General features: G+C 45.1%; 9 protein-coding genes. 5 read left to right on the top strand and 4 right to left on the bottom strand.

The window, feature by feature from the left end; all coding sequences use genetic code 11:
• Positions 1 to 57 precede the first annotated feature (57 nt).
• The gene (locus AC4MRV_RS01010) at positions 58 to 603 is read right to left on the bottom strand and encodes a P-loop NTPase family protein (RefSeq protein ID WP_491185552.1); all 546 of its coding nucleotides are present in this window, start codon (positions 601 to 603) and stop codon (positions 58 to 60) included.
• Positions 604 to 745: 142 nt separating this feature from the next.
• Positions 746 to 2,569 (bottom strand): M4 family metallopeptidase, encoded by a 1,824-nt coding sequence (locus AC4MRV_RS01005; protein WP_491185551.1) that lies wholly within the window; start codon positions 2,567 to 2,569, stop codon positions 746 to 748.
• A gap of 490 nt (positions 2,570 to 3,059) precedes the next feature.
• On the opposite strand from AC4MRV_RS01005, the gene AC4MRV_RS01000 reads away from it, so the two are divergent.
• The 5 genes from AC4MRV_RS01000 to guaD all read left to right on the top strand — a co-directional run bounded on the left by AC4MRV_RS01000 (position 3,060) and on the right by guaD (position 10,259).
• The gene (locus AC4MRV_RS01000; protein WP_491185550.1) at positions 3,060 to 3,791 is read left to right on the top strand and encodes a GntR family transcriptional regulator; all 732 of its coding nucleotides are present in this window, start codon (positions 3,060 to 3,062) and stop codon (positions 3,789 to 3,791) included.
• 382 nt (positions 3,792 to 4,173) lie between these two features.
• Positions 4,174 to 5,619 (top strand): xanthine dehydrogenase small subunit, encoded by a 1,446-nt coding sequence (xdhA, locus tag AC4MRV_RS00995; protein ID WP_491185549.1) that lies wholly within the window; start codon positions 4,174 to 4,176, stop codon positions 5,617 to 5,619.
• Positions 5,612 to 7,999: a xanthine dehydrogenase molybdopterin binding subunit gene (gene xdhB / locus AC4MRV_RS00990; RefSeq protein ID WP_491185548.1), complete on the top strand. Its 2,388-nt coding sequence runs from the start codon at positions 5,612 to 5,614 to the stop codon at positions 7,997 to 7,999. Before xdhA ends, xdhB begins: the two co-directional genes overlap by 8 nt.
• A 29-nt stretch (positions 8,000 to 8,028) precedes the next feature.
• Positions 8,029 to 8,880, top strand: coding sequence for a xanthine dehydrogenase accessory protein XdhC (xdhC, locus tag AC4MRV_RS00985; protein WP_491185547.1), 852 nt, complete (start codon positions 8,029 to 8,031; stop codon positions 8,878 to 8,880).
• A 41-nt stretch (positions 8,881 to 8,921) separates the two neighbouring features.
• Positions 8,922 to 10,259 (top strand): guanine deaminase, encoded by a 1,338-nt coding sequence (gene guaD / locus AC4MRV_RS00980; protein ID WP_491185546.1) that lies wholly within the window; start codon positions 8,922 to 8,924, stop codon positions 10,257 to 10,259.
• Positions 10,260 to 10,365: 106 nt separating this feature from the next.
• On the opposite strand, the gene AC4MRV_RS00975 is transcribed toward guaD, so the two are convergent.
• Both AC4MRV_RS00975 and AC4MRV_RS00970 read right to left on the bottom strand, forming a co-directional pair.
• Entirely contained in the window at positions 10,366 to 12,411 is a 2,046-nt protein-coding gene (locus AC4MRV_RS00975) for an ATP-binding protein (protein WP_491185545.1), read from the bottom strand.
• A 63-nt stretch (positions 12,412 to 12,474) separates the two neighbouring features.
• A complete protein-coding gene (locus AC4MRV_RS00970; protein WP_491185544.1) occupies positions 12,475 to 12,975 on the bottom strand; it encodes a putative pterin-binding protein in 501 nt (166 codons plus the stop codon).
• Between the last annotated feature and the right edge of the window lie 257 nt (positions 12,976 to 13,232).

Raw genomic sequence — 13,232 nt, 5'->3', positions numbered from 1 at the left:
AGCCAAGATTTTTAACCTAAAGCCCGCAGACCTGCGGGCTTAATTCTAGCAGTTCAATTAGCTTACTTTCGATTGAAGGAGATCTGCAAGGTACTGCTTGGCCTCGTTTGGGCTCCTCAAACGAACAAACTCGATATGCTCATACGCTGGGTTCGACATATCCGCCAAGTAACGTTTTTGGTTGGAGTGATAGGTTTTCATTGTCCAAACCAGGATCGAATCTCGACTACAAAACGACTTCTTAAAGGTTTCTCTATTTCCAGTATTTGGCCATAGCTCTTGACCTGTCCAAACTCTGCGCATTGCTCTACTTACGGCTTGAAACATCGTCCTTGCAAGTGAATAGTCAATCCAAACCACTGTGTCGACATCTCGCCATTTAACAGGTCTAGTTCGATTGTAGTTGCCATCAAGCACCCATAACTCCCCACTCAATGCTTGACGAATACTGGAGAAAAACTCTTCATCATTCGATTCTTGCCAATTTGGCTTCCAGAACAAGGTATCCATTTCGATATGTTCACATTCCAGAACCTTCGCCAACTGTGCACTAAAAGTCGACTTACCACTTCCACTCGTGCCCACCACATTGACTCTTTGCATTGCAACTCCTTGAATACCTTAAAATGAGGGGGCGAGAGTAGAGCATAAATCAAGCAACCATTCAACAAGCAAATGACATTCATCCACTATATGCATTCACTAACTTTAATTAAAAAGAGCGCCCGAAGGCGCTCTGATTCAGTTAATCCAGTCTCAACGTGACACCGGAATATGCCGAGTAACCTCTTAACATCACATGGTAGGTGACGCCAGGTTGTGCATTCACTCTACATTGTTCATTGTTACCAGCACGATATGGACGGCAGTCATAGCTAGAAGTCGTCGGTTTATTTCCTGCTTTCACGTACAAATCGGCATCTCCCGTCCCACCATTGATGGACACAACTAAGTCCGATGATGCTGTGGGTGTAAACGTATAAAACGTTTCCGATAAGCGATTACCACTAATGTTGACTTGCGGTACGCCTTTTTCTAACTCGTTGCCTGTAGGAGGTTCAATCACACAACTAGCATTTACGCCCACTGTGTTGAATGCGGCCTCTACGTCCGCCACGCTATAACCCATGTCAGATGCAGCTTTTGCTACGCCACATGCGCCTTGGTCAAAAGTGCTGTTTGCTGTCCAATAGAGTTGGTTGGCAATCGTGAACACCTCAAACCCCTTACGTACATTCCAACCGCTTTTGTTTGCCAATAGATAGAAGGCTCGATTAAACACACCGCTCGAATAATGCACGTTTAATCCGTTGTAATATTGTGAAGCGTGGTCAATTGAACGGCCATCCTTAGACGGTTGATCAAAGTAACGTAAGCCACCTTCTGACTTAAAGATATCCGCACCAACTATCCAATCCACTGAACCTCGCATGTAATACTCCGCAGCCTCCCCGGCAATGTCAGAGAAAGCTTCATTGATACCTCCTGACATGTCTTTATAAACAAGCCCTGAGTTTTGTTCAGTGAATCCATGACTGACTTCATGAGCACTTACGTTGATGTCGACCAATGGGTAAAAGGTATCTTTACCATCGCCAAAGGTCATTGACGACCCGTTCCAAAATGCATTTTCGTAGCTTGACCCATAATGGACACGCATTGTTAATTGGAAACTCAACGGTGCTGTATTCATCCAATCTTTATACATGTCAAAAACAACCTTACCGAAGTAGTGCGCGTCATTTAACGGTGAGTATGCGCCATTAACATATTTGTGGTCAGTGTAGTTGTTAGCATCGGTACAATCGTAACTATAAGCACGCGTACCCGATGTTCCATTTTGTAAATCGATGGTTTTGACCGCAGCATTATCTAGCGTACATGTCGTGCCAGTTTTGGAGATAGTAAAGCCAGAGTAATCACTGCCATATTCATAGCGGTTGGTTTTCAAATTCCCACCAGGTCCAGTACCTACAGCGTCCACATGATTCAGACCATCCCAATGTTCAACAACTTCACCTGTCATCGCGTCAATGAAATAAAATGGGCGTTCAGGGTGATCCGATGCGACAAAAAAGTTCACCATATAAACGACTTGAGCCGTTTGATTCTCATCCAAACGTACCATCAATGTAGCCACTTCATTTTCTACAGGTGAAGCCGACTGCGAATGGGCTTGAAAATCCGATACCGCTGTATGTATTGCTTGCTTCTCATCTACCTTTGGCGTTGTCGTAGCCAAGTCCGATGAAATACCTTCAGCCATTGTTCCAAACACTTGGCTAGGCTGGTCATTGGATAAGGTCGCAACCACTGCGGTGTCTAAGACAGGCAGGCCGAGATGAGTTTGTTGATAGCGAACTTTCGTCTTCCCGTTGGGTAAAACCACACGTTTCACCTCTACAAACCCTGTTTCTATGGGAGTGACACTACTAAACTGTGATTGTAAGCTCTTTATTAACTGCTCATCACCACTCACTTGAACGAATTCCGCAGCTTGGCTATTCAAACTCACTGCTGTACCCAAAGTGGCGGCAATAGCCCAGCTCAATTGACGTTTTTGGTTCATCTATATCTTCCTGTAATAATCTAATTTCCTCTTCTCATTACGGCTAGTTGAGAAGTTAGTATGCGAATAATCGCTTCATTAACATGGAAGATAGATGCAAAATTTGGCAACTTAGCCACATAATTAAATCTTCAGGCCTGTTTCATCATCTGTACATAAATCCATCAGAAACCGACGTGCGCAACAAAACTCTTTGGCTTACGCTCATAAAATCAATCAGTTAGTACTACTGAGAAAAATATGCGCACTTAAATTCACATAAATTTATCAACAACTAGCACGTGATTCCCGCCATAAAAATACGTTTCAATTACAGGACTTGCAGTACTTTGGTTTATATAGATGAAATCAAGCCCATCAAACGAACTATAAGAAGCCTTCTCCATTGAGTTAAAGATCGCAAATTACGCTCTGCGCTGGTCACGTGTATACAAAGTGAAGTATTATTGTTTCATTAGGGAAATAAATAGGTTGAGGATTCCGCCCTACCATGGCAAATCTAAAAAACTCTGTGGCGAAGAACATTAAAACTAAAGTCGCTGGTCAAACCCAGGATGATGTTGTCTACTGCCATATTTTCGATGCAATATTAGAGCAACGACTACCGCCATCGACCAAATTAAACGAAGAAGCGTTAGCAGAAATTTTTGGCGTAAGCCGCACCATAATCCGACGTGCATTGCTGAGACTATCCATGGAACAAGTAGTCAGTATTCGCCCTAATCGTGGTGCCATGGTTGCTGCACCTACCAAAGAAGAAGCGAAGCAGATCATTAAAGCTCGCGAAGTAATGGAACTCGCGATCACAGATTTAGCGGTCTCACATGCCACTCCGGCAAAAATTGAAGAGTGTCGCCGATTGGTTGAAAAAGAGAACCAAGCGTTTGACAACGATGATTATGGTAAAGGGCTTCGTTTGTCAGGTGAATTCCATATCAAGCTTGCGGAAATGGCTAACAATGCACCTTTGCTGGCTTTTCAGCGTAGCCTTGTATCACAGACTTCTCTGCTTATTGCACAGTATGAGACTGGAAATCACTCAAATTGCTCACTAGATGAACACTCCAATCTTTTAGATGCTATCGAGTCTGGTGACTCAGAGAGAGCAGTTTTATTGATGCAAGAACACATTGACCACATCCGCTCAAAGCTTAACCTAGATAGCAACTCTGCTTCCAACGATCTACACGTCGTTTTCTCAGATCTACTCAACAACCGTTAGAGTTTATATTTGGCGCCATGTCTATAGCCCAGCATCTCGCTGGGCTTTTTATTGCCTTCAAGAGCAGACGAGCGCGACCTCTTCTTTCTTCCATAGACCCACTGACAGATCACCTACCAAAATGTATATCGCGTGATTGTACACAATAAATTATACAAAAAGATGCCACTTTCCGCGCAAATAACAAGCTAAGAACAGAAATTATAGTCTTTAAATTCATACAGTTATAATGGCACTTCTCATTTTCCTTGCAATTAAACCATACTTTTAATGTTGCATTTTTGTAAATTTAAAGTTGACCTTGCGGTCAAATTAGCCAATTATTGACCACAAGGTCAGAAAATGATTACGGAACAAAAGTGTCAATGCACAAGGAGGTCTCTTGATTACTTTCCTACTCAATCAAGAACTCAGACAAGAAAGTGAGCTGTCGCCAAATATGACGGTCCTTCAATACCTGAGAACAGAAGTACAAAAAACAGGTACCAAAGAAGGTTGTGGTTCAGGTGACTGTGGTGCCTGTACAGTCGTACTAGGTGAAGTAATCGACGGTCAGCTTCAGTACCGTTCAGTCAACTCTTGTTTGACGTTCGTCTCAAGCCTACACGGTAAGCAATTGATTACTGTGGAAGATCTTCAAAACAAAAACAAACTGCACCCGACTCAGCAAGCCATGGTCGACTTCCACGGTTCACAATGTGGTTACTGTACGCCGGGCTTCATTATGTCGATGTTCGCTCTAAGCAAGAACAAACCAGCCGCTAACAAAGAAGACGTAATGGAATCCCTTGCGGGCAACTTATGTCGCTGTACCGGTTACCGCCCAATTGTCGATGCAGCTTTATCTCTGGCCTCTGACGAACCATTAATGGATCAGTTCGTGGAACTAGAGAAGACCACCATCGCAAGACTGCAAACCTTACAAGAACAGCCAGCAAGCCTAAGCCACGGCAATTTAACCGCGTACCTTCCTCGTAGCGTTAATGAGCTGGCTGATCTTTATTCTTCACACCCTAATGCCAAACTGGTGGCAGGCGGTACGGATTTAGCCCTTGAGGTGACTCAGTTCCACCGTGAAATCGAAACACTGATTAACGTCACTCAAGTTGAAGACATGAAAGTGTGTGAAGAGAGTGAAGATGCGCTGCACATCGGTGCCAACGTAGCGATCAGTGACGCATACAAACTACTGACAAATCACTACGCTGATTTTGGAGAATTACTGCACCGCTTTGCCTCTCTGCAGGTACGTAACCAAGGCACACTTGGCGGCAACATTGGTAATGCGTCGCCAATCGGTGATGCGCCTCCACTTCTGATCGCACTCAACGCCCAAGTAAAACTGCGTCGTGGTAAGCAATCACGTGTTATGCCAATCGAAGACTATTTCATTAGCTACAAAGTCACTGCTCAGCAAGAGAGTGAGTTTATCGAGCAAGTGATCATCCCGAAACCGAAGACAAATGAGACGTTCCGCGCTTACAAACTCTCTAAACGCCTAGATGATGATATATCAGCGGTTTGTGGCGCATTCAATATCCAAATTGAAGACAACAAAGTGATTAGCGCTCGTATTGCCTTTGGCGGCATGGCGGCAACTCCCAAACGTGCCACTCGCTGTGAAAATGTATTGCTTGGTAAAGAATGGACGGAAGCGAACATCAATGAAGCGATGCAAGAAATTCACAATGACTTCGAGCCTCTGTCCGATTTCCGTGCCAGCAAAGAGTACCGTTCAATGACGGCAGCTAACATGCTGCGCCGCTTCTACATCGAACAGAACCATCAGAACAACCAGATTGAAACAAGGGTAACGTCTTATGTCTAACGCACACCACCCGACTCTCTCTCATGATGAGATGGTCGCCATCGTAAAGCAGGATCTAAAAACTGGCGTTAGTAAAAGCGTAAAACACGACAGCGCCCCAAAACAGGTAACCGGTGAAGCTGTCTACATCGATGACCGTTTAGAGTTCCCGAATCAACTTCATGTGTATGCGCGTTTAAGTACCCAAGCGCACGCCAAAATCACTAAACTGGATGTGTCGCCATGTTACGAATTTGAAGGCGTCGCCATTGCGATTACCCACAAAGACGTACCCGGTCAACTGGATATCGGTGCCATCTTACCTGGTGACCCGCTACTAGCTGACGGCTTAGTTCAATACTACGGCCAGCCAATCATTGCCGTTGCTGCCAACGATATGGAAACAGCACGTAAAGCGGCTCAAGCGGCTATCGTGGAATATGAAGCGCTACCTCCTGTTCTTGATGTCAAGGAAGCACTGGAAAAAGAGCTGTTCGTAACAGAAAGCCACCAGCAAAAACGTGGTGACTCAGCGACAGCGATTGCCAATGCCAAACACGTGATTGAGGGCGATATTGATATCGGCGGCCAAGAGCACTTCTACCTTGAAACCCAAGTGAGTAGCGTGATGCCAACCGAAGATGGCGGCATGATCGTTTACACTTCAACGCAGAACCCGACTGAAGTACAAAAACTGGTTGCCGAAGTGCTTGGGGTACCGATGCACAAAGTGGTGATTGATATGCGCCGCATGGGTGGTGGTTTTGGTGGTAAAGAGACCCAAGCTGCGGCACCTGCGTGTATGGCAGCCGTGATTGCTCACCTAACGAAGCGCCCGACTAAGATGCGCCTACCGCGCGCAGAAGATATGACCATGACGGGTAAACGTCACCCATTCTACAACCAATACAAAATTGGTTTTGATGATGATGGTGTGATTCAAGGCTCTGAGATCATCGTGTCAGGTAACTGTGGTTACTCACCAGATTTATCAAGCTCAATTGTAGACCGTGCGATGTTCCACTCAGACAACGCCTACTATCTAGGTGATGCGACGGTCACGGGCCACCGCTGTAAGACTAACACGGCATCGAATACTGCTTATCGTGGTTTTGGTGGCCCGCAAGGCATGATGACGATTGAGCACATCATGGATGAAATTGCCCGCTACCTAGGCAAAGACCCTCTCGAAGTACGCAAAGCAAATTACTACGGTGGTGAGGGGCGCAACGTCACTCACTACTACCAAACGGTTGAAGATAACTTCTTACCAGAGATCACCGAACAACTTGAGCAAAGCAGTGACTACCACGCGCGTCGTAAAGCCATTGCTGAGTTCAACAAGCAAAGCCCCATCTTGAAAAAAGGCTTAGCGATTACTCCGGTGAAATTTGGTATTTCATTCACGGCGACTTTCCTAAATCAAGCAGGCGCTCTAGTACACATCTACACCGATGGCAGTATTCATTTGAATCATGGTGGTACTGAAATGGGACAAGGCTTGAATATCAAAGTGGCACAAATCGTTGCACAGGAGTTCCAAGTTGATGTTGAACGTATCCAAATCACCGCTACCAATACCGACAAAGTACCGAACACATCGCCAACCGCGGCCTCATCGGGCGCCGACCTCAATGGTAAAGCAGCCCAAAATGCCGCTCTGACGATCAAACAACGTCTGATTGATTTTGCTTCTAGCCACTTCAAAGTGTCACCAGAAGAAGTGGTCTTCAAAAATGGCATGATTGTCATCCGTGATGAGATCATGACCTTTGAATCCTTTGTTCAACTGGCCTACTTCAACCAAGTATCGCTATCAAGTACAGGCTTCTACCGTACACCGAAGATCTACTACGATCACGAAAAAGCTCGAGGCCGTCCGTTCTACTACTACGCTTACGGCGCCTCTTGTTCAGAAGTTATCGTTGATACGCTCACTGGCGAGTACAAAATCCTTCGTGCAGATATCCTTCACGATGTTGGCGCATCGCTGAACCCTGCTATTGATATCGGCCAGATTGAAGGGGGATTCCTGCAAGGTGTCGGCTGGCTGACGACTGAAGAGCTGGTCTGGAACGAACAAGGCCGCTTAATGACCAACGGCCCTGCAAGTTACAAGATCCCAGCGATTGCGGATATGCCGATTGAGTTCCATACCCACCTTCTGGAAAACCGCGCTAACCCAGAAGATACGGTATTCAACTCGAAAGCTGTCGGTGAACCGCCGTTCATGCTCGGTATGTCAGTGTGGAGTGCACTGAAAGATGCGATCGCATCTGTGGCAGTAGAAGGGGCTATTCCAAAACTGGATACCCCTGCAACGCCAGAGCGGGTTCTGATGGCGATTGCAAAAGTGACGCAGCCGCAGAAATCCTCGCAGCAAAGCACTCAGGAAGCATAGCCAAGGCTTAACCGTTCAAGGAGAGACGTATGTTTAAGGACAATTGGATTCATGAACTGGCACAACTAGAAAAAAACAGCGAACCGTGTGTGATGGTAACGGTATTGGAAGACCGTGGCTCTGTGCCAAGGGATGCCGGAACCAAAATGCTGGTGACCCGTGACCGTTTGATTGCCACCATTGGAGGTGGTCACTTAGAGCACGTAGCGACCAAAATGGCGCGTGAAATGCTCATCGCGGGTGAACGCTCACTAAAAGTAGAACGCTTTAATCTTGGCGCTCGTTTGGGGCAGTGTTGCGGCGGAATGGCAACACTTAGCTTCGAACCGATTGGCACCGCGCAAAAGCATCTGGTTGTGTTCGGCGCAGGTCATGTTGCCAAAGCCCTTTTACATATCGTCTCCACCCTCCCTTTCCGAGTTACTTGGATTGATGAACGTGATGACGTTTTCCCTGAAGAACTGCCACGTAATGTTACCAAGGTCGTCACCGATGATCCGGTGGGTGACGTTCGTGACTTACCACCAAATAGCTACTACTTGGTGATGACGCATAACCACCAGCTCGACTTTGACCTTGCTAGAGCCATTATTGACCGAGGTGACAGTGTGTACTTCGGCATGATTGGGTCGCTAACCAAGCGTAAGAAGTTCGATATGCGTTTAGCGCAGCGTGGTTACACCGATGCACAAATCGACACTATGATTTGCCCGATTGGTGTCAGTATGGTGAATGGAAAGCACCCTGCGGAGATAGCAGTCTCAGTTGCCGGTGAACTAATCGCACACTATCAGGGTATTCCCCTTGAACAAAAACGCCCTACGGCACACAGTAAAAGTAATCAACAGAGCGATTCCCAATTGGAAGAAAAAATCGCCTAACCCAAGTCGTGGTTAATTTTGGGTTATAAAAGGAAGTAACAATGACAACGCAACGCAACGCTTATCGTGCAGCCATCTTGCACAGCATCGCTGATCCGAAGGATGTCGGACTGGATAACTCTTACCAATTCTTCGATGACGGTGTCATCGTGGTTGAAGATGGTCATATTGTTGATATCGGTGAAACAGAAGAAGTTCTCGCTCGCCAACCGAAAGACATCAGTATTACCGAATACGAAGATAAGCTGATCACTTCGGGCTTTATCGACACCCATATTCACTACCCTCAAACGGGCATGATTGCCTCATATGGAGAGCAGCTTCTCGATTGGCTAGAAAACTATACCTTCCCAGAAGAACGACGCTTTAAAAACCCAATCTACGCGCTTAAAGTGGCGAAGTTGTTTCTTGACGAGTTAGCCAGTAACGGTACTACCACCGCCCTTGTATTTGGCACAGTACATAAAGAATCGGTTGATGTTTTCTTTGGTGAAGCAGAGCGGCGCAATCTAAGGATGATTGCGGGTAAAGTCTTGATGGACCGCAATGCACCTGACTACCTTACCGATACGCCAGAGTCAGGTTATGAGGCCTCGAAAGAGCTTATTGAACGATGGCATAAGCGAGGTCGTCTACTCTATGCCGTAACGCCTCGGTTTGCTCCTACGAGTACACCGGAGCAACTCGCAACGGTAGGTAAACTGCTCGAAGAGTATCCTGACGTTTACATGCATACCCACCTGTCTGAAAACAAAAAAGAGATTGAATGGGTATTAGACCTGTTCCCTGAAAGAGAATCTTACCTCGATGTTTATGACCACTATGGCTTATTGCATAAACGTTCGGTATTCGCCCACGGTATTCACCTGTCAGATTGTGAATGTCAGCGCCTAGCTGACACCGAGTCAGCCATTTCTTTCTGCCCTACTTCTAACCTATTCTTAGGCTCCGGTTTATTCAAACTGCCTAAGCTCGAAGAATACGGCGTTAGAGTGGGGATGGGAACCGATGTTGGAGCTGGTACCAGTTTCTCGATACTGCAAACCATGAGTGAAGCGTACAAAATTATGCAGCTTCAGCAAGAGAAGCTTCATCCGCTCAAGTCGTTATTCTTAGCCACCTTAGGTGGTGCACGTTCACTTCACCTTGAAGATAAGGTTGGTAACTTAGAAGTCGGCAAAGAAGCGGATTTTGTCGTGCTGGATTTACATGCCACCCAGCTAATGCGTTTTAGAATGAACCAAGCGAAAACACTAGAAGAAAAACTGTTTGTCTTGATGAGCTTAGGTGATGACCGCACCGTATGTGAAACCTTCATTTACGGTGAAAAAGCCTATGATGTTAAAGGAAACATCGACGTAAAAAAGTTCGTTAGTTAACTTTCTATCTCTCTAGGGAGTGATACCCGCTCGACAACACCAAAAGGCCTAGCGCTAGGCCTTTCTCTACTCAGCCTTAACACATATTCAATTCGGACAACGTAAATTACGCTGAATCTTGTTGTTCTCCTGATTGAAAACAATGTTTTTCCAGCATCCCTTGCATCCAATCCAGTTGATACGGTTTAGGCAATACGTCATCAAAACCTTGCTGCAAATAAAACTCGATGTCGCTTTCAAACGCATTGGCGGTTAACGCAACTATCGCGGTGTTAGGAGCCAAACCTTGAGTACGAATGCGCTTTAATGCCTCCACACCATCCATCACAGGCATGTGAATATCCATAAAGATGAGGTCAAAGCTTTCCGATTTAAGGATGTCTAAGCACTCCTTACCATTGTTAACAATGCGGGTTGTGACATTTAACGTTGATAGCATTTTCTCAGCCACAACCTGGTTCAACTTGGTATCTTCAACAATAAGGCAAGACAACGATGCGGGGAGCGAAACGGGTTGATGAACGGCTGAAGCTAAGGCTCTCCCCTCAAACTCATCGAGTGCCTTCAGCAAAGAAAAAACATCGTAAGGCTTACAAACCTTTGATATAGAATCGAATTCCTCGGCTTGATTGTCGCCAATCAGTAATGTCGACTGCGGTGAAAATGGCTCAATATTGGCGTCTATCTCTGTTAGATATACTACGTTTATCTCTCCGCTCTCATCATATAACCCCAAACGCTTCAGTTCATTGGTGATCAAGTGCTGTGCAAAAGCATCTGCTGATACAACAGCCACGGTTTTACCTTGCAGACTATTCGGCACAATGTCAGTACTGCCTTTTACCTCGATAGGAACCGTGACGTTAAAACGGCTTCCTTTGTTCAACTCGCTTTCAACATGAATTGTCCCACCCATAAGCTGAACAAGCGACTGACAAATCGATAAACCAAGCCCTGTACCTCCGAACCTCCGTGTTATAGAGTCATCCGCTTGAGTAAACTCTTCAAACACCGTCGCCAATTGCTCTTTGGTCATTCCGATTCCAGTATCAGTAATCGTAACAACTAAATTCGTCACACCTTTATCAAGTTCCAAAGTAAATTGCACATCTACATGACCTTGATGCGTAAACTTTACAGCATTGAAACTGAGGTTATTGATGATCTGTATGAGCTTAGTTTTATCCGCTATCAGTTTGAAGTTACGGCTTAGGTGGCAGGAGAAATAGACCTCTACTTGCGATTTGTCCTGCTCTACAAAAATGGTTTTGGATGCTTCGATCAAATCACTAATGTAGAACTCTTCTTGCTCTAACGTAACTTTTCCATTTTCTATTTTGCTGATATCAAGAACACTATTAATCAGCTTTAACAAATGCTGACCTGAGCGATTAATCATCACGACAAACCGTCGGGTTTGGTCATCACACCCTTGATAATACTCTTTTTGACTTAGACCAATGATCGCGTTTAGGGGTGTACGCATCTCGTGGGACATATTGGCCAGAAAGCGAGCTTTTGCGGTAGCGCTTTGTTCCGCTAGCTTTTTTGCTTCTTCAAGCTTACTCGTTCTTTCCTGAAGATCTCGGCTCAGTTTACTTTGATACAAATACATCCAAGAAATGATGCCAATCATAAATAGGGAGCAAACTAGAATCGTCCCTAAGTAAGCAAACTGCTTGTTGTACAATTCCTCTTTGTACTGATTAAACTGCATCTGATTCTTTTGTACTTCGGAAACAAAGCCGGAAAGATATTCGTTCATTATCAAATAGAGCGAGTCGATTTCTTGCACAGCCCGTTTGACTGTCAGCCTATCCTCCACCGTAATTTGGTTGAGAACAACAGATAGAGGCTCAAACTGGTAGATCAGCATATTTAAAGTATCAATGTTCCCGTATTGCTCATGAATCAATATGGTCCGTTTTGATTGCAAGTCTTGCAAAATACTCGATTGAAATGCTCGTGACTTGGTTTTTAGCTTCAGAAGAGAAGATAAAGTTGGCTCATTGGAGAACTTATACACCTCCGATTTGAGCAATAGCAGTTTGTTTTTTGCAGCCAAGTTGTTGTTGATGATAGTAACGTAAGGTTGTGGAGTCAGGTGACGAATTTCTAGAAGTGAATAAAAGAAATGAACGATCATCGCCATTAAGATCAAACATAAACTACCTATGACGCCGATAAATAAGCGTCTTGACGGAGCTTCGTAAGGCTATTCAACGATCACCTCTCTAACCTGCCAAACAGATAAACTGTAGAAATAATCACTTCTCAATTCGGGAAAATCACTAAATGGGAACACAACAAAGAATGGCCCCTTACCATCAATGGTCATCCTCTCACCATTTTCATGAGTCGCGAGTAACACCTTATATTTCTGTAAGTATTCAATCGGAATGGTCACCACATAATCATCCCACGCCATCACCTTTACATGTGTACCAAACGCCCCTAGGAAATCCAGCAAACTTTCAAACGTTGGCCCGCTGTACTCCATCACTGTATCAGTCACATGATTGCTAGTTCGAATGACGCCCATATCTAAAGATTGAAGCATTGCTTCATCCATCTGAACTCCGACATCACTGTTTGATTGGGTGATCTTCCCTTCTATCCACAAGATGGGATCATTAATTGGAGCTGGAAGAGCGAGCGCATTGTTGGAAGCTAAGACAACTCCTACCATCAACACCGTACGCAAAGACATAAGCATAGTTCACCTATTTTTAGGGTATTTATCACTTGTTTATCACCAGTCTTAGTCTGCGACAGCAAGCTTTATATTGGCATTATTATCAGTATAGACGACGATTTATTGGCTGGTATTCACATTGCAATCAAAGGCAACATGAGCGAAGAGACATTGAAGTCGCGAGTTAGAGCAAAGAGAAAAAAGCCCCGAACAGGAGTCGGGGAAAGGGAAATGCACTACCTTTAGGCAGCGGTCTGAGAGCGAATGCTAGCCCGATT

Source organism: Vibrio sp., from assembly GCF_984391705.1.
The sequence above is the reverse complement of the archived record's forward strand: the minus strand, read 5'-3'. Positions and strand labels throughout refer to the sequence as shown.